We start from the raw sequence: 18,600 nt of genomic DNA, 5'->3' as shown, positions 1-18,600 counted from the left end.
TCGTTATAGGACTTAACCTGACACCTCACGGCACGAGCTGACGACAACCATGCAGCACCTTGTAAATTGTCCGAAGAAAAGTCTATTTCTAAACCTGTCAATTTACATTTAAGCCCTGGTAAGGTTCCTCGCGTATCATCGAATTAAACCACATGCTCCACCGCTTGTGCGGGCCCCCGTCAATTCCTTTGAGTTTCATTCTTGCGAACGTACTCCCCAGGTGGGTCACTTATCACTTTCGCTTAGCCACTCAAACCGAAGTTCGAACAGCTAGTGACCATCGTTTACGGCGTGGACTACCAGGGTATCTAATCCTGTTCGCTCCCCACGCTTTCGTCCATCAGTGTCAGTATATTATTAGTAATCTGCCTTCGCAATTGGTATTCTATGTAATATCTATGCATTTCACCGCTACACTACATATTCTAACTACTTCATAATAACTCAAGACAACCAGTATCAAAGGCAATTCTACAGTTGAGCTGCAGGATTTCACCTCTGACTTAATTATCCACCTACGGACCCTTTAAACCCAATGATTCCGGATAACGCTTGGATCCTCCGTATTACCGCGGCTGCTGGCACGGAGTTAGCCGATCCTTATTCTTACAGTACCGTCAAGCTCTCACACGTGAGAGTGTTTCTTCCTGTATAAAAGCAGTTTACAACCCATAGGGCAGTCTTCCTGCACGCGGCATGGCTGGATCAGAGTTGCCTCCATTGTCCAATATTCCTCACTGCTGCCTCCCGTAGGAGTCTGGTCCGTGTCTCAGTACCAGTGTGGGGGATCCCCCTCTCAGGGCCCCTACCTATCGTTGCCATGGTGTGCCGTTACCACACCATCTAGCTAATAGGACGCATAGTCATCTCTTACCGTAACCTTTAATGTTATCTTGATGCCAAGTCAACATACTATAAGATATTAATCCAAATTTCTCTGGGCTATCCCTTAGTAAGAGGTAGATTCTATACGCGTTACGCACCCGTTCGCCGGTCGTCAGCGGAGCAAGCTCCCTGCTACCCCTCGACTTGCATGTGTTAAGCCTGCCGCTAGCGTTCATCCTGAGCCAGGATCAAACTCTTCATCGTTAAATTTTAAGTCTTACGACTATGTTTTAACAATTAATAATGTTCTCAGTACTCAAAATGGTTTATTCTCGTTTGTTTGAATTAATCGTTTCCAATTAATTCTTACGCTGTCAATTCAATATGTTTATGAACTTTTTTCTCTGTCTCTTAAGATGTTATTTCCTTAAGCGGGTGCAAATATAATTCGCTTTTTTAAATCCCACAAGCTTTATTTAAAAAAAGTTTTTTTCTTTTTTAAACTTTACTTTCAATATATCTTAGAACGTTTTCCTTTACTCTCAGCAACATCAGTTACGTCGTTTTCGGGGTGCAAATATACAAGCCTTTTTCTTTACCGCAACCCTTTTTTTAATCTTTTTTTAATTTTATTTTAATACAATCCTTTAACGCCTTATTGCTAATAGGTTAGAAGATTTTCATTTAAGAATTAAAACAATAATTATATATATAATAAACCAACTCATATTATGTATTACCCCAATTACTAATCCATCACATAATCATTCATTTAAAATAATTATATTATATTCTTAATTCTCCTAATAAAAGTCAGACATTATATCCTTATTCTTTTAAAAATAACTACGATGTAGTTATTCTATTCACAAAACAACCAAAACTAGTATATCTTTTTTCTTTTCGCCTATTTACTTTGATTTTTAAGCACAAAAAAACCCTTCATAAATAAATATGAAGGGTTCTCTAAAAAGGCGACGACCTACTCTCCCACAATGCAGTACCATCGGCGCAAATGGGCTTAACTTCTCTGTTCGGAATGGTAAGAGGTGAGCCCCATCGCTATAATCACCTTAAATCTTTCGGTGTATGTAGTATTAACTACTTAACCGTATATAATAACATATTGAAAAAATGATTCATGAAAATTTTTGTATTGAACTTTATAAAAAACAGGCGTACAATAAGCCTATGGGTTATTAGTATCACTCGGCTATGACATTACTGCCTTTACACCTATGACCTATCAACGTAGTCATCTCCTACGACCCTTTAAAGAAATCTCATCTTGTGGTGGGTTTCGCGCTTATATGCTTTCAGCGCTTATCCCTTCCCAACGTAGCTACTCTGCAATGCTCCTGGCGGAACAACAGATACACCAGAGGTTAGTCCAACTCGGTCCTCTCGTACTAGAGTCAGATCCACTCAAATTTCTAACGCCCACTGTAGATAGAGACCGAACTGTCTCACGACGTTCTGAACCCAGCTCGCGTGCCACTTTAATGGGCGAACAGCCCAACCCTTGGGACCTTCTCCAGCCCCAGGATGTGACGAGCCGACATCGAGGTGCCAAACCCCCCGTCGATATGAGCTCTTGGGGGAGATCAGCCTGTTATCCCCGGCGTACCTTTTATCCTTTGAGCGATGGCCCTTCCATACGGAACCACCGGATCACTATGCTCTACTTTCGTACCTGATCGACTTGTAGGTCTCTCAGTCAAGCTCCCTTATGCCATTGCACTCTACGCACGGTTACCAAGCGTGCTGAGGGAACCTTTAGAAGCCTCCGTTACTCTTTTGGAGGCGACCACCCCAGTCAAACTACCCACCAAGCACTGTCCCTTCATTGAAGGTTAGACTCTAGACAAGCAAAGGGTGGTATTTCAACAATGACTCCACAACGCCTAGCGACGCCGCTTCAAAGTCTCCCACCTATCCTACACATTACTTATCCAAAACCAATACTAAGCTATAGTAAAGGTGCACGGGGTCTTTTCGTCCCACAGCGGGTAATCGGCATCTTCACCGATACTACAATTTCACCGAGCTCATGGCTGAGACAGTGTCCAGATCGTTGCACCATTCGTGCAGGTCGGAACTTACCCGACAAGGAATTTCGCTACCTTAGGACCGTTATAGTTACGGCCGCCGTTTACTGGGGCTTCATTTTAGATCTTCGCCGAAGCTAAACCCTCCACTTAACCTTCCAGCACCGGGCAGGTGTCAGGCCATATACGTCATCTTTCAATTTAGCATAGCCCTGTGTTTTTGATAAACAGTCGCCTGGACCTTTTCACTGCGGCCACCCCGAAGGGTGGCGACCTTTCTCCCGAAGTTACAGGTCTATTTTGCCTAGTTCCTTAGCCATGAATCTCTCGAGCTCCTTAGAATTCTCATCCCAACTACCTGTGTCGGTTTAGGGTACGGGCTGCTTCTCTTGCTTTTCTTGGAAGTCGATTCGCTAGATTATCACCGCGACCGTAGTCTTAGTGTACTATCGAGGTGTTACCACTCTCTTCAACGCACAATTCCGTCTGTGCGCACTAACTTTTCGCCTCCGTCACTTTTAATGAGAGCAGGTACAGGAATATTAACCTGTTGTCCATCCACTACCCCTTTCGGGTTCGCGTTAGGTCCCGACTAACCCTCAGCTGATTAGCATAGCTGAGGAAACCTTAGTCTTTCGGAGTGCGGGTTTCTCGCCCGCATTATCGTTACTTATGCCTACATTTTCTTTTGTAGTTACTCCAGCATGCCTCACAGCACACCTTCAACGCCACTACAATGCTCCCCTACCACTTTTACAAGTCCATAGCTTCGGTAATATGTTTATGCCCGATTATTATCCATGCCGAACCGCTCGACTAGTGAGCTGTTACGCACTCTTTAAATGAATGGCTGCTTCCAAGCCAACATCCTAGCTGTCAAAGCAGTTCAACCTCGTTTTTTCAACTTAACATATATTTTGGGACCTTAGCTGATGGTCTGGGTTCTTTCCCTTTCGGACATGGACCTTAGCACCCATGCCCTCACTGCTGATTAACATTTTATAGCATTCGGAGTTTGTCAGGAATTGGTAGGCGGTGAAGCCCCCGCATCCAATCAGTAGCTCTACCTCTATAAAACTATAAATCAACGCTGCACCTAAATGCATTTCGGGGAGTACGAGCTATTTCCGAGTTTGATTGGCCTTTCACCCCTACCCACAGGTCATCCGAAGACTTTTCAACGTCAACCGGTTCGGTCCTCCACTGTATGTTACTACAGCTTCAACCTGCCCATGGGTAGATCACACGGTTTCGCGTCTACCACTACTAACTAAAGCGCCCTATTCAGACTCGCTTTCGCTACGGATCCGTGACTTAATCACTTAACCTTGCTAGCAACGGTAACTCGTAGGCTCATTATGCAAAAGGCACGCCGTCACCCCAAAGGGCTCCGACCGCTTGTAAGCGTATGGTTTCAGGATCTATTTCACTCCCTTATTCAGGGTTCTTTTCACCTTTCCCTCACGGTACTAGTTCACTATCGGTCTCTCAGGAGTATTTAGCCTTATCGGATGGTCCCGACTGATTCACACAGGATTACTCGTGTCCCGCGCTACTCAGGATACTACTATCTTACTGTTCTTTACTTATACGGGACTATCACCCTCTCTGGTTAGTCTTTCCAAACTATTCTAATTCATTACAACTCAAATATTGTAGTCCTACAACCCCAGCATTGCCTTAACAATACTGGTTTGGGCTAATCCGCGTTCGCTCGCCACTACTAACGGAATCACTTTTGTTTTCTTCTCCTCCGGGTACTTAGATGTTTCAGTTCTCCGGGTTTACTTCCTTTCGGATAACATATCTTCAATATGCTGGGTTGCCCCATTCGGATATCTACGGATCAATTTGTATGTGCCAATCCCCGCAGCTTTTCGCAGCTTATCACGTCCTTCATCGCCTCTGAGAGCCTAGGCATTCCCCATACGCTCTTATTTAGCTTATTGTACTATTTGCTTTTTAATGAGTTCTATGCAGTATTATACTACGATTAGTGTAATACTGCATTAATTTTAATGAGAAAAATCTCACTAAATTTTCATGTATCTTTTTTCAATATGTCAAAGAACTTTTTCAGTTAAAACTGAATAGTGGAGAATATCGGAGTCGAACCGATGACCTCCTGCGTGCAAGGCAGGCGCTCTAGCCAGCTGAGCTAATCCCCCATATAGGAATCCCGAATGTTCTATTCAGAATTACTTATTTAGAATTGACAACTTCTAGAATTTCCTTTTATTATAGTATTAGTAGTCTCAGGCAGACTCGAACTGCCGACCTCTACATTATCAGTGTAGCGCTCTAACCAGCTGAGCTATGAGACTCTACTATAATAGATTATAAATCAACAGCAGGAGAATAAACTTTTTGTTTACATAAAAAAACACAATAATTGTCTTTCTCTAGAAAGGAGGTGTTCCAGCCGCACCTTCCGGTACGGCTACCTTGTTACGACTTAGCCCTAGTTACCGATTTTACCCTAGGCCGCTCCTTACGGCGACGGACTTCAGGCACTCCCAGCTTCCATGGCTTGACGGGCGGTGTGTACAAGGCCCGGGAACGTATTCACCGCATCATGGCTGATATGCGATTACTAGCGATTCCAGCTTCACGGAGTCGAGTTGCAGACTCCGATCCGAACTGTGATAGGGTTTATAGATTCGCTCCTGGTCACCCAGTGGCTGCTCTCTGTCCCTACCATTGTAGCACGTGTGTAGCCCAGGACGTAAGGGCCGTGATGATTTGACGTCATCCCCACCTTCCTCACAGTTTGCACTGGCAGTCTTGTTAGAGTTCCCGACATGACTCGCTGGCAACTAACAACAGGGGTTGCGCTCGTTATAGGACTTAACCTGACACCTCACGGCACGAGCTGACGACAACCATGCAGCACCTTGTAAATTGTCCGAAGAAAAGTCTATTTCTAAACCTGTCAATTTACATTTAAGCCCTGGTAAGGTTCCTCGCGTATCATCGAATTAAACCACATGCTCCACCGCTTGTGCGGGCCCCCGTCAATTCCTTTGAGTTTCATTCTTGCGAACGTACTCCCCAGGTGGGTCACTTATCACTTTCGCTTAGCCACTCAAACCGAAGTTCGAACAGCTAGTGACCATCGTTTACGGCGTGGACTACCAGGGTATCTAATCCTGTTCGCTCCCCACGCTTTCGTCCATCAGTGTCAGTATATTATTAGTAATCTGCCTTCGCAATTGGTATTCTATGTAATATCTATGCATTTCACCGCTACACTACATATTCTAACTACTTCATAATAACTCAAGACAACCAGTATCAAAGGCAATTCTACAGTTGAGCTGCAGGATTTCACCTCTGACTTAATTATCCACCTACGGACCCTTTAAACCCAATGATTCCGGATAACGCTTGGATCCTCCGTATTACCGCGGCTGCTGGCACGGAGTTAGCCGATCCTTATTCTTACAGTACCGTCAAGCTCTCACACGTGAGAGTGTTTCTTCCTGTATAAAAGCAGTTTACAACCCATAGGGCAGTCTTCCTGCACGCGGCATGGCTGGATCAGAGTTGCCTCCATTGTCCAATATTCCTCACTGCTGCCTCCCGTAGGAGTCTGGTCCGTGTCTCAGTACCAGTGTGGGGGATCCCCCTCTCAGGGCCCCTACCTATCGTTGCCATGGTGTGCCGTTACCACACCATCTAGCTAATAGGACGCATAGTCATCTCTTACCGTAACCTTTAATGTTATCTTGATGCCAAGTCAACATACTATAAGATATTAATCCAAATTTCTCTGGGCTATCCCTTAGTAAGAGGTAGATTCTATACGCGTTACGCACCCGTTCGCCGGTCGTCAGCGGAGCAAGCTCCCTGCTACCCCTCGACTTGCATGTGTTAAGCCTGCCGCTAGCGTTCATCCTGAGCCAGGATCAAACTCTTCATCGTTAAATTTTAAGTCTTACGACTATGTTTTAACAATTAATAATGTTCTCAGTACTCAAAATGGTTTATTCTCGTTTGTTTGAATTAATCGTTTCCAATTAATTCTTACGCTGTCAATTCAATATGTTTATGAACTTTTTTCTCTGTCTCTTAAGATGTTATTTCCTTAAGCGGGTGCAAATATAATTCGCTTTTTTAAATCCCACAAGCTTTATTTAAAAAAAGTTTTTTTTCTTTTTTTAAACTTTACTTTCAATATATCTTAGAACGTTTTCCTTTACTCTCAGCAACATCAGTTACGTCGTTTTCGGGGTGCAAATATACAAGCCTTTTTCTTTACCGCAACCCTTTTTTTAATCTTTTTTTAATTTTATTTTAATACAATCCTTTAAAGCTTTATTACTAACAGGTTAGAGTCTAATATTTTTTGAATTATTTTTTAATCTTAAGCTTACTGATAAACAAGTAATATTGTCACTATTTAATTTGTTTACTGATAAGCAGCGCGTTAGGGATAGAACGGTATGTTTGAGCTCTTTTTTTATACGTACCTTATTAAGTAGTAAATTAATCAATCCATAACATGTATTGTAATAAATAGTAAAAACTCTGCGCTAAAAAAAGCGAGTAGTGATAGCCCGACCCTTTGGGTAACGCCAACATTATGCTATAGAAAGAAATTCCAGACTAAACCAAATCGAATTGTAAAATCACGATATGGTTGATTGGCTGCCGAATAATAATCTTTTGCAGTGAAGGCTGAATTAAAATGTTCGGCTTTTAAAAATATTCTAGTTTGTCTAATTTTTGCGTTGACAAAAAAGTCTAGCCTAGGGAATCCTCCGAACTCTTCTTGATTTTGAGTATAGAACTCGGCTAATAAAGGGTCATAACTATTCATATTATATGAACTGAAATAATTGAATATTATTCCGGTTTGCAAAAACATTGCTTTTTTGAATACTTGATTTGAATAATATAGTGTATTGCGGGTTACTATCTGAGGGACGTTTAAGACATTAGAGTTGTCTTGCACGTTTTGATATAACACTGTATTGTCTAAAGCGAAATTTTTATACCTGATTTCTTTTTGAAGTTTGAGTTTTAAATAGGTAATCGCATCGCTATTTTGGTATGGTTTAACATTGCCTTCTTCATTTTTTGAGAAATATACATAATCATTTATTGTATTTAGATCTACCGTTAGATTCGCATATTTTTTGGAGTCTATATTAAAGAGTAATTGCTGTGATTTAATATTATTAAATTGATTACTCCAATTATAATTTTTATAATCACTTTGAAAAAGCAATGTGTTAAAATTTGGAGCTATGGATGAGTGATTGATATTAGCTAATATTTTAAGGTCACTATTTAATTGATAAGATGCTGTCCCTGAAATATAGTTTCCGTCAAAATCTCCTGTTACATTTAATCCTGCATTACCATTTAAATTAAAACCTTTGTACTGCTTATTATATTTTGCACCTACTGAGACTACATCTCCAATTAATCTATTAGTTATAGTTCCTGAATTTAGTGCTACAATTTTATCATACCCATAGTTATAGTTATTATGTGTTGCATTAAACTGAAGATTACCTAATGTAGCATTTTTGTAGTTTAATTGCAATTGGTTTGTAAATTGCTCTAGCTCTGTCCTATCCTTTAAGCTTGAAGTACGGAAGGCTTCTCCAAAATAATCGGTGTTGGCTGCTGATTGATCGAATGTATAAATCTTATCCTCAAGTGTCATTACATGTGCTAATTGAAGACTGTTTGAACTTAAAGAATCCTTAGGTCTAATAAAATCGTAGCTATGATTTAAATAAAATCGTTTACCCAAAAGTAGATTTTCTGCATTTTCAAAATTTACTTCTAACACTCCTCTGTCGTCAAAATCAGGGTCTCCAGATTCAAAAAACGCAAGGTTGTCGTCTTTTAACCCTCCATTTTCTTGAGTTAGTAAATCCTGAGAGGTAAAATGTGTATTTAAAATATAACGCCTATTTTTTGTTTTATAACTTGCTGTCATCCTAAGATTTCCTGAGCTAGTTAATGAGTTTTGATATATACCTAAAGACCTAACGCCTTTATATCCAATTGATAAATTAAACTGTTTTGACGTATTGGTAGTAAAAAACGCATCTAATTGCTGTCCTTGGGTTAAGGCAGTTTTAAAATAAAGTTCTGTTAATGGTGTAGGCACATGATAATAATTGATGTCTTCTGCATCTAAGTAGTTAAAGTGCTTTGCTTTTGCACCAAATCCTGGAATTAAATGGGTGTCGTTAAAATTATAAGTAAGACTATTATATGTCTGACCAATATTAGCAAATGGCATTAAACCAAACTCATCACGTCTCAAATAATTGTATTTATACTCTTTATTTATTGTTAAGGTTGTATCTAAATATGTAGTATCTCTTAAATGATTAATAATCAAATAATCTGTAATAACAGCCTCTTTTTTTGTGTTGATTTAGTACCTGCACTACCTTTTTTAACACTGTCCTGAACGGTAACAACATTAGATTGGGCTGAAGATATCGCTTTATTTGAAGTCTTTTTTACTGGTCTTTGCGCATAAGCAAAAACAGTTATGATGAATAAAAGGAAAGAGAAAATTATTTTTTTCATTAAATGGTGACTATTTTAGACCTTTAATTAAAAGCTGAATCATTTATTTTTGCCAAAAATAGCAAATATCTTTATGGTTTTGTGGTTTCTGTTAAGAAAGGAACAAAATTGAAACAATATAACGTCAAACCTTCTTTTTTATTTAATGCTAAAATTAAAATATACCAATCACAAATTAGAGTGCGGAACTGATGAAGCTGGTCGTGGTTGCTTAGCTGGACCTGTTACTGCTGCTGCTGTAATTTTAAAATCTAATTTTAAGAATGAAATTTTGAACGACTCTAAACAAATTAGCGAAAAAAAGAGATTTATTAAGACCAATTATTGAAAACGAAGCATTGTGCTTTGGCTTTTATCACATCCATGAAGCTGAAATTGATAATATTAATATATTAAACGCTTCCATTTTAGCGATGCATAAGTCTATTGAAGCCATGAAAAAAACACCCGAGTTTATTATTGTAGATGGAAATAAATTTAAACCTTATAAAGATATTCCGTTTGAAACTATAATTAAAGGAGATGGTAAGTTTTTAAGTATTGCTGCAACGTCTGTTTTAGCCAAAACTTATCGAGATGAATACATGAATAAAATCCATGAAGAGTTTCCGATGTACAATTGGAAACAAAATAAAGGTTACCCAACTAAACAACATCGTGAAGCTATTAGAAAATACGGTCCTACTAAATACCACAGAAAATCTTTTAAGCTGTTACCAGAACAATTGAAATTAGAATTGTAACTTATTATATTTGCACAAACTCTCTACTTTTATGAAACATATATGGTGTTGTTTACTATTTATTTTTTTGATAATATCTTGTCAAAAATCTACTAACAAAAATACAATTGAAGATTATATTTTTAGTCAAGCAGATTATGTGTTAACCATTAACAATCTAGAAAACTTTAAAAGTAACATAACCAACAATCATTTTATAGACCAATTATCTAACACAAGGTCTTATAAAAACATTTGTGAAAAATTAGAATTATTAAACCAAATAAAAAGCAAACAAAAGGTTTACGTCAATCTATTTAAAGATAAAAAGGATAGTTTACACTATAGTTTTGTTACTAAATTAAATGATACTGTTTTTAATCTTGATAGTTTAAAGATTAAACGAGAGCCTATAAAGTTAAAAGGATTATCTGCTGAAAAAATCACAAATAAAAATCAAATAATTTATGTTTCAACAGTTGGAAACCTACTTATAGGAGCGAATAATGTTGATCATTTGCAACACTTAATAAATAGTAAACCTGACAAAAATTCGATTAAAAAAATAATAGCTACTCAAGATAAAGAGGCTTCGTTTTCAGTATACACAAACACCAACATTGGCTTAAACAGCATATTTGTTAACAAAAACGTGTTGTCTAAAAACTTTACGGATTACTTGACGTTTGATACAGAAATAGGTCAAAATCAATTAATTTTAAACGGAATCACTAAAGCTTCTGACACGACAAACAAGTTGCTAAACGTGTTTAAAAACACTTTACCACAGGACAACCAATTAGCACAAATAACACCTTCAAATAGTGATGGCTTTTTAAGTGTTACTTTTAATGATTATAAAAAATTTAGCCATAACTTAAACAAATTCAATAAGATTGACACTCTTAAATCTAAAACGACTCTTTTTGATAATATCGTAGAATTTGGTGAAATTTACAGTGACACAACTAGTGCTGTTGTATTAAACTCTATTGATATTATTAGTACTCAAGAAGCCTTACTTAGTGAAAAAGAAAAAGTTGAAGACTTTAGAGGTATTAGCATTTATAAATTTTCTAAACCTGGACTATTCAACGATTATTTAAAACCATTTGTTAATTTGGATAAGGCTGCTAACTACTTTATAATAAATCAGTTTTTAGTATTTGCATCTAATACAGAGACACTGGAAAATATAATTGTAAATTATCAAAATCAGACTACAATAAATGATCGCGATTATTACAAAGATTTAAAGAAAAACTTAAGTAATCAAGCATCTATACTTCAGGTTATAAATCCTATTAATCTTAATCAAATAGTTAAAACTAACTTGAATACTAATTTTGATTTTAAATTTGACAACTACAAAACAACTGCTTTACAATTTATTTACGACATAGACTTTGCACACTTTAATGCCATTATTAAGCAAAGTAAACCATCGGTTTCAGACAACTCGGTTACTGAAATGTTTAATATTAAATTAGATAATGACATACTTACTAACCCTCAGTTTGTTAAAAACCATCGTACAAAACAAAAAGATATAATTGTACAGGACATAGCCAACACCTTATATTTAATATCTAATAGTGGTAAAATACTATGGAAAAAGCAATTAAAAGGTGCCATTTTAGGATCTGTTAATCAAATTGACATGTACAAAAATGGACGTTTACAATTAGTATTTGCTACTGCCAATCGTGTTTATGTTTTAGATCATACTGGAGAGGATGTAAAACCGTTTCCGATGACCTTTAATGATGATATTACGCAACCTCTTTCTGTTTTTGACTATGACAATAACAAAAAATACCGCTTGTTTATAACACAAGACAAAAATGTACTAGTTTATGATAGTCAAGGTAAAACGGTCAAAGGTTTCAACTTTAAACAAGCAGAAGAAACTATAAACACACCACCTCAACATATTAGAATTGGCCGAAAAGATTACCTGCTTTTTAAAACAGACAACCAATTATACATTTTAGACAGACGTGGTAAAACCAGAGTGACTCCTAAAACAAAACTTAGTTATGCAAATCAAGCTATCTTTAATTATAACTCGGATTTTATAACAACAACTAAAGACGGTAAGTTAGCAACTATAGACCAAAAAGGAAAGGTTACAGTAAGTAATACAAACCTATCAGAAAACATAAATTTAAGCGCAACTACAAAAACATTAATTACACAAAGTGACAATACTTTAAATATAAAAGATCAAACCTTACAATTAGATTTTGGTAGCTATACGCCTGCAAAACTATTTTTAATTAACAATAAAATATACGTTTCCACTACAGATAAGCAAACTCAAAAAGTAATGTTATTTGATAGTAATGCAAAACAGCAAGATAACTTTCCTGTTTACGGTACATCAGCTATAGATCTTGATAATATTGACAAGGATAATAATCTAGAGTTTGTGACAAAAGGTGAGAGTAACTCTGTGTTGGTTTACAAAATAAATTAAGTGACTGAATAAAAGGTTATTACAGCTAAAAAATTGATGATTTATTTAAATTATTCAATTAAAACGTTAACTTTATGATACTTAAAACATTAAGTAAACATAAACTAAACTCTACTTTATGAAAGCTGTAATTATATCCCTATGTACTTTATTTCTGTTAGCTAATTCTTGTAATAACAATAATAAAGCTGAAATCGATTTGTCTGAACAAAATACTTTAACCGAAAGACAGCTTTATACCATACATATTCAAAACACAGATCAAAGAAGTACATACACTGCGACTAACGACTCTATTGCAATTGGAGGAGGAGATCCTCTTCCACCTTGTCCAGATAGTTCCTTCACAGACTGTTGTCCTTCTGTTAAATACATAAGCTTTGACAAGGACACTAAAAACATAAAGATTATCTTATTGGACAATAAAGACAATCCAATTCAAACTTTTACAGCTGATGATTTAACAACATTAGAAGATAGCACTCTTGTCTTTCCGGTAAATAAAATGAAATCGTCAATATGTGACGGAACAAACAAATTACAAGTTACTACTAACAATAAAAAGCCGTATAATGTTATGTTTAAAAAGTAAGATGAATGAAATATATCTTATCTTTTATATGTTTAATTTCACTTCAAGTTAGTTTATCACAACAGCCCAGCAAAGCTTCAGAAAAAACAATAAAAAAACTTAGTAATAAAGCTATCAATATTGCAACTAGCAACCAAGACTCAGCGTATTATTACTTTAAACAAAGTATTAAAGTTGCAGCAAGCAATAAGCATTGGAATTATGCAATGGATAGTTATTTTGAAATTTATAACACAGCGTTTTACCATAATAACTTTACCAAGCGACAATCTACTTTATTCACTATTGACTCCTTATATAATAGTCAACAAAATTACTTTAACACCTTAGAAAACAGTCTTAAATATAAAAACCATATTAACTTTTATTATGGTTTTTATTATTACCGCTTAAACAATTACGAAGCAGCTAAAAATCATTTTCAAAAAATAATTGATAATACCGCAAACGCTGACAATTCCCAACTTTTAAAAAACAAAACGTTTCTTTCTGTAGCTTATAGTTATGTGGCTAAAATGAATACTGACGAAGGTAAATACGCCTTATCTAAAGCACTGTATGATAAAAATATCAGGTTTTTAAAAACAATAGATAGTACTAATAATGATTTGATATACTCAAACTATAATTTGCTAGCCGAAGTTTTAAAAAAAGAAAACAAGCATAAACAATCTAACAGCTATTTTCTTAAATTTTTAAACTACTACGATAATAAAGGTGGCTCAAACAATATTATGTCTTCGTGTTTTAATATTGCCAAAAATTACATTCAATTAAAAAAAATTGATAGTGCCAAGTTTTATCTAAAAAAAGCCAAACAGTATTTAGATATAAACCATATGTACAATGTAAATTATTATAAACTATACTCCGAAATATATGATAATGAAAATAACTATGAAAAAGCATTAAATGAATTAAATAAAGCGCTAGATTTTTACAAAACAAAAGCCACTAGGTCGTATAAAAACAACCAATATATAGCAATTACAAATTCTGATATAGGCGAGTTGCATCAAAAGTACGATGATCCAAATAAAGCTATAAACCATTATAATATAGCCATAAATTTATTTCAAAAGGATTCTATTAAATCAAGCATTAATCAAATAAACTTATTAAAAACATTAAAGCTAAAAGCTATTACATTAAACAATCTTAATAATCCTATTGAAACTATCAACACAGTAAATTATGCTATTAGTATTTTAGACAAACTAAGACCAACCTTTAGGTATAATGATGACAAACTTTTTTTTATAGAAAATGCATTTCCATTATTTGAGTCAGGTATAGAGGCCTGTTTTGCTTTAGATAGCAAAAGCAATAATAACACTTATATAGATCAAGCTTTTTTATATGCAGAAAAAAGTAAAAGCGTTTTACTTTTAGAAGCCTTATTAAGTAGTAAAGCTACCAGTTATGCAAATATCCCAAAAAACATAATTGAAGAAGGAGACGTTTTAAAATATAAAATTACCACTTTAGAAAAAAAACTAAACGTTAATAAAACTGAAACTTTAAAAGAAGAGTTAACCAACTTAAAACTAGAACATACTAATTATGTAAAACGTCTAGAGTCAAACTATAAAAATTACTTTAATTTAAAGTACAATTCAAAAGGGATTAGTTTAAAAAAAACACAACAACTATTATCTAAAAAAGATATGCTTATCTCCTATTTTTATGGTGAAAATGCGATCTATGCATTTGGAATAACTAAAAACACAAAACAACTTAAAAGAATAACATTGGATTATAATTTTAACGATTCAGTAAAATTAACATATAAAATGCTTAGCAATCCTAAATCCAATTTAGAGTTGTTAAGAAAAAATCTAGGAAGTTTACACGAAAAGATAATAGCTCCTATTAATAAATTAAATCAAAATCTAATAATTGTAGCCGATGGATTGCTAAACTACATACCTTTTGCAGCTCTAATTGATAAAAAATCCAATTATTTACTTGAAAAACATAATATAAGTTACATTAATTCTGCAACATTATTACAGCAATTACAAGCTAAAAAATCTAATAATGGAAAACTTTTAGCTTTCGCGCCAAGTTTTAACAACAGCAATTTACTAGCGTTACCTAATAACTTAAAGGAAGCAAAAGATTGTGCAGATTATTTTAAAGGTCAAGTATTAAGTCATGACAATGCTACCTTACAAAATTTTAATACTAAAAGTACTAATTATAGTATTTTACACTTGGCAACACATGCTGTTTTTAATGATGAAGCTCCGGAGTTTTCATTTTTAGCATTTACCAATAAAAATAGGCAAAACGGTTATCTGTATACTAAAGACTTGTATAATTTAAAACTCAATGCCAATTTGGTTACCCTATCTGCTTGCGAGAGCGGAATAGGAGACTTAAAACGTGGCGAAGGATTATTAAGTTTAGCAAGAGGCTTTTACTTTAGTGGCGCACAAAGTATATCTAGTACACTTTGGAAAATTAACGATGCGTCTTCTGCTGCATTAATGTCAGATTTTTACAAAAACCTTTCAAAAGGACAACCCAAAGACTTAGCACTACAACAAGCTAAGCTAACTTTTGTAAAACAAAATAAAGACAATGCCTTATCGCATCCATATTATTGGTCTGCATTTGTAATTTCTGGAAATACTGAGCCTTTAACCTCAACGCATTATTGGTTATGGATTATAGCAGGAATACTACTAATAGTAATATTAGGTATATTATTAAAAAAGAAAAATAGTTAGTTTAAACTTTCAAGTAATGTTTTAGCTTCCTCCTTTTTGTAATTATAATTTGCAATTAAAGTTTCAAGATATTTAGTGGCTTCGGTTTTATTATGCTGTTTCAAATTAATTAAGGCCAAATACCATTTAGCTTCCGCTTTAAATTCAGCTTCATCTGCTTCTGTTTCTATTTTAAACAAATCTTTTGCTTTATCTAATTCGCCTAAACCTAAATACGAATTTGCTTTATAAAAATTAAAGTAAGGTTGTTTATTTTCTATTTTATTAAATTTTTGAATTGCTAAATTATAGTCTTCAGTTTCATAAGCTACAAAAGCTTCACGTTCAAGACTACTTGTATCTTCCCCTCTTGTAATAGTATAAACTGTATTTGGATAGTTTTTATAATTGGCAGCATATAAATCCTCATAATTTACACCAAAAAAAGCATCATAACCAAACCAACCAGCTGCTAAAAAAAGACAATGGATGCAGCAATGCGCCAATTAAACCATGATTTGACATTGGTTTGCTCAGTCTTTATCTTTTTTTCAAAACCCTGTAGTTTAGATTTTAAAGTATCGCTTTGTTCTGCCTTAATGACTTGCTTGATATTATTTTCAAATTCAAATTGCGCTTTAAATTCAGAATCGGTATTTAGCAAATCTTTAAATACGTGTTCTTGTTCTGGAGTTAATTTATCAGAAAAATATAGATATAAAAGTTGTTGTTTATCCATGTTATTTAGGGTTGCTATTAATACGTTGTTTTAAGGTTTTTAGGCATCTAGACTTAGCGCTTTTAATAACGTTTTCGCTATTATAATTACTATGTTTTAAAATGTCTTTAATGGTAAATCCTCTGTAATAAAACAAGGTAAGTAACTCTTGACATTGCTTACCTAAGTCTTTAAAGTGCTGTTTTAGTAGCTTTTGCTCTTGGGTTAACGCTTCATTTTCAACATCCAAGGTAGTTACTAAATCATCAGAATCCTTAACTAAGGATAAATCAAAATTAGAACTTACTTTTTTGTTGTTTTTTTCATCTTATCAAAGATTAAGTATTTACCTATACTAAATAAATAAGTAGAAATACTGCTTGTAAAGCTTTCAATTTTACCACTCATTACATTGTTATAAAACACGATATAAGCATCTTGGTAAATATCTATAATGTCATCGGTATCCAAATTATAACGTCTAGCAAAATTTATAAACTTGTCTCTGTTGTCTTCATACACTTGCTGAAGTGCTTGGTCTGAGCCCTGTTTTAAACTTTGAAGCGATATTTCTTCTTGGTTATTTGCCATTTAATACTTGGTTTGAAGGAAAGGTTAACACGTAAAAGTAAAATTAACTTTTTTTAAAATAAAAAGCATCTTCTGTTAACCTTTTTAAAATCAAAACATTAATAAGCGTATTTATAAAACTTTAAAAAAATGAAAACACTGCTATTCACAATCATGATACTATTAACATTTACTATTAGTGGACATGGACAAAACAAAACTGCTACTAAAGATTCTACTACTACTAACTCTAACATTTTTTTAGATAAAGGGACTCAAACGTTAACCAGCCTTTTTGGCGAAAACCTTGATGGTAACGCTAACGGAAAAGCAATAGGATATTTAGAGTTATTAGAAAAATCGGACTTACCTGAAAAACAAAAAACAGAGCTGAAAAATCAATATTACTTGTTATCTAAAGATTTGACACAAAAACAAAAAGACTCATTAGGACAAGCTATTGGAAAACAAATAAAAGAAGCTAAAAAAGACGAATAATTAATCCATTAAAAATAAAACAATGAAACTTTTAAAACCCTTACTAATAATATTAATGTGCTGCTTTGTAACGTCAAGTAATGCACAGATTTGGAAAAAACTAGCTAAAAAAGCAGAAAAAGCTGCCGAAAAAACTTTAGAAAAGAAAGTTGAACAAAAAACCGAACGCGAAACTGAAAAAGCTTTTGATTCTACATTTAATAATAGTAGTGATTCTAAAACCACAACTAGTAATAATAAATCACCTTTTGGCACTAGTACATCTGCTGAAACTCCTGCAAACACCTATACATTTTCTCATAAATACGTCATGCAAATAGAAGATGGCAAACGCACTACAAACTTAGTCTACTATTTAACCAATGCTGGAAATTATTTTGGAACCAGTATTCCTGATAAAACAGGTAAGAATGATGTGATAAGCGTTATGGATATAGACAAAAAATCCATGTATATGTTTATGGACAATAAAGGCGACAAAACACTAATGTCTATGGGTTTAAACTTTGAGGACTCCACTGACGACGCTATTAATCAATCCGAAATAAGCATAATAGCTACCGGAAACACTAAAACAATATTAGGCTATACATGTGAAGCTTTTAAAGTTAAAGGACCAGACATTGAAGGCACTGTTTGGATTACACAAAACGCAGGTATATCATTTGTAAAATCCATGTACAACCTTAAAAGCAAAAAAAGGAACAATCAATCTTGGATGAAAATGATAGATGGACTAACGCTAGAAATGAATATGGTTGACACCTCTAAACGCAAACCTAAAGCCATAAAAATGACATGTATTGCTTTGGACAAAACCACTATAACCATAAAGTCATCTGACTATAAAAAACTAATGTAAACTATTAATTA

At 34.7% G+C, this 18,600-nt stretch carries 11 protein-coding genes, 2 tRNA genes, 4 rRNA genes and 1 pseudogene (1 of these 18 running past the window's edge); 6 read left to right on the top strand and 12 right to left on the bottom strand.

All coding sequences use genetic code 11. From position 1 onward, the window contains the following. From AC0L3M_RS15235 to AC0L3M_RS15200, 8 genes are all read right to left on the bottom strand, one after another. Window positions 1-1,089: ribosomal RNA gene (locus AC0L3M_RS15235) — 16S ribosomal RNA — on the bottom strand; it reaches 429 nt to the left of the window's first position. 705 nt (window positions 1,090-1,794) lie between these two features. Further along, window positions 1,795-1,901, bottom strand: a 5S ribosomal RNA gene (gene rrf / locus AC0L3M_RS15230). Window positions 1,902-2,004: 103 nt separating this feature from the next. Further along, a 23S ribosomal RNA gene (locus tag AC0L3M_RS15225) occupies window positions 2,005-4,822 on the bottom strand. Between the two features lie 145 nt (window positions 4,823-4,967). After that, window positions 4,968-5,041 (bottom strand) — tRNA-Ala (locus AC0L3M_RS15220). Between the two features lie 82 nt (window positions 5,042-5,123). Further along, a tRNA-Ile gene (locus tag AC0L3M_RS15215) sits at window positions 5,124-5,197 on the bottom strand. Window positions 5,198-5,279: 82 nt separating this feature from the next. Next, window positions 5,280-6,797, bottom strand: a 16S ribosomal RNA gene (locus AC0L3M_RS15210). The 16S, 23S and 5S rRNA genes sit together here with 2 tRNA genes alongside, the layout of an rRNA operon. 664 nt (window positions 6,798-7,461) lie before the next feature. Continuing rightward, window positions 7,462-9,240: a putative porin gene (locus AC0L3M_RS15205; protein ID WP_473431298.1), complete on the bottom strand. Its 1,779-nt coding sequence runs from the start codon at window positions 9,238-9,240 to the stop codon at window positions 7,462-7,464. Beyond that, entirely contained in the window at window positions 9,237-9,434 is a 198-nt protein-coding gene (locus AC0L3M_RS15200) for a hypothetical protein (protein WP_473431297.1), read from the bottom strand. The genes AC0L3M_RS15205 and AC0L3M_RS15200 overlap by 4 nt, the downstream gene beginning before the upstream one ends. Window positions 9,435-9,579: 145 nt before the next feature. On the opposite strand from AC0L3M_RS15200, the pseudogene AC0L3M_RS15195 reads away from it, so the two are divergent. The 4 genes and pseudogenes from AC0L3M_RS15195 (at window position 9,580) to AC0L3M_RS15180 (ending at window position 15,962) form a co-directional block, all read left to right on the top strand. Then, window positions 9,580-10,177: pseudogene (locus AC0L3M_RS15195) on the top strand (ribonuclease HII). A 31-nt stretch (window positions 10,178-10,208) separates the two neighbouring features. Continuing rightward, a complete protein-coding gene (locus tag AC0L3M_RS15190) occupies window positions 10,209-12,635 on the top strand; it encodes a ribonuclease HII (RefSeq protein ID WP_473431296.1) in 2,427 nt (808 codons plus the stop codon). Window positions 12,636-12,753: 118 nt separating this feature from the next. Next, a complete protein-coding gene (locus AC0L3M_RS15185) occupies window positions 12,754-13,227 on the top strand; it encodes a hypothetical protein (protein ID WP_292947263.1) in 474 nt (157 codons plus the stop codon). A gap of 5 nt (window positions 13,228-13,232) precedes the next feature. Beyond that, window positions 13,233-15,962, top strand: a complete 2,730-nt coding sequence (locus tag AC0L3M_RS15180) for a CHAT domain-containing protein (protein ID WP_473431295.1) — start codon at window positions 13,233-13,235, stop codon at window positions 15,960-15,962. Here the strand turns inward: AC0L3M_RS15180 and AC0L3M_RS15175 are convergent. From AC0L3M_RS15175 to AC0L3M_RS15160, 4 genes are read right to left on the bottom strand one after another with little or no spacing between them, the layout of a single operon-like run. Continuing rightward, window positions 15,959-16,447 (bottom strand): tetratricopeptide repeat protein, encoded by a 489-nt coding sequence (locus AC0L3M_RS15175; protein ID WP_473431294.1) that lies wholly within the window; start codon window positions 16,445-16,447, stop codon window positions 15,959-15,961. The genes AC0L3M_RS15180 and AC0L3M_RS15175 overlap by 4 nt on opposite strands. Beyond that, a complete protein-coding gene (locus tag AC0L3M_RS15170; protein ID WP_473431293.1) occupies window positions 16,414-16,680 on the bottom strand; it encodes a hypothetical protein in 267 nt (88 codons plus the stop codon). Before AC0L3M_RS15170 ends, AC0L3M_RS15175 begins: the two co-directional genes overlap by 34 nt. A gap of 1 nt (window position 16,681) precedes the next feature. Then, window positions 16,682-16,909 (bottom strand): RNA polymerase sigma factor, encoded by a 228-nt coding sequence (locus AC0L3M_RS15165; RefSeq protein ID WP_473431292.1) that lies wholly within the window; start codon window positions 16,907-16,909, stop codon window positions 16,682-16,684. A gap of 53 nt (window positions 16,910-16,962) precedes the next feature. After that, entirely contained in the window at window positions 16,963-17,250 is a 288-nt protein-coding gene (locus AC0L3M_RS15160) for an RNA polymerase sigma factor (RefSeq protein WP_473431291.1), read from the bottom strand. Between the two features lie 129 nt (window positions 17,251-17,379). On the opposite strand from AC0L3M_RS15160, the gene AC0L3M_RS15155 reads away from it, so the two are divergent. Continuing rightward, complete coding sequence (locus tag AC0L3M_RS15155) at window positions 17,380-17,727, top strand: hypothetical protein (RefSeq protein WP_473431290.1); 348 nt, start codon at window positions 17,380-17,382, stop codon at window positions 17,725-17,727. A gap of 22 nt (window positions 17,728-17,749) precedes the next feature. Next, a complete protein-coding gene (locus tag AC0L3M_RS15150; protein ID WP_473431289.1) occupies window positions 17,750-18,589 on the top strand; it encodes a DUF4412 domain-containing protein in 840 nt (279 codons plus the stop codon). Window positions 18,590-18,600: the final 11 nt, after the last annotated feature.

Source organism: Olleya sp. KJ81-1 (assembly GCF_055808135.1).
The sequence above is the reverse complement of the archived record's forward strand: the minus strand, read 5'-3'. Positions and strand labels throughout refer to the sequence as shown.

Coding starts and splice junctions, on each gene's coding strand:
- AC0L3M_RS15160 (WP_473431291.1), bottom strand. CDS start 17,250: ATGGCAAATAACCAAGAAGAAATATCGCTTCAAAGTTTAAAACAGGGC.
- AC0L3M_RS15200 (WP_473431297.1), bottom strand. CDS start 9,434: ATGAAAAAAATAATTTTCTCTTTCCTTTTATTCATCATAACTGTTTTT.
- AC0L3M_RS15155 (WP_473431290.1), top strand. CDS start 17,380: ATGAAAACACTGCTATTCACAATCATGATACTATTAACATTTACTATT.
- AC0L3M_RS15170 (WP_473431293.1), bottom strand. CDS start 16,680: ATGGATAAACAACAACTTTTATATCTATATTTTTCTGATAAATTAACT.
- AC0L3M_RS15180 (WP_473431295.1), top strand. CDS start 13,233: ATGAAATATATCTTATCTTTTATATGTTTAATTTCACTTCAAGTTAGT.
- AC0L3M_RS15185 (WP_292947263.1), top strand. CDS start 12,754: ATGAAAGCTGTAATTATATCCCTATGTACTTTATTTCTGTTAGCTAAT.
- AC0L3M_RS15150 (WP_473431289.1), top strand. CDS start 17,750: ATGAAACTTTTAAAACCCTTACTAATAATATTAATGTGCTGCTTTGTA.
- AC0L3M_RS15190 (WP_473431296.1), top strand. CDS start 10,209: ATGAAACATATATGGTGTTGTTTACTATTTATTTTTTTGATAATATCT.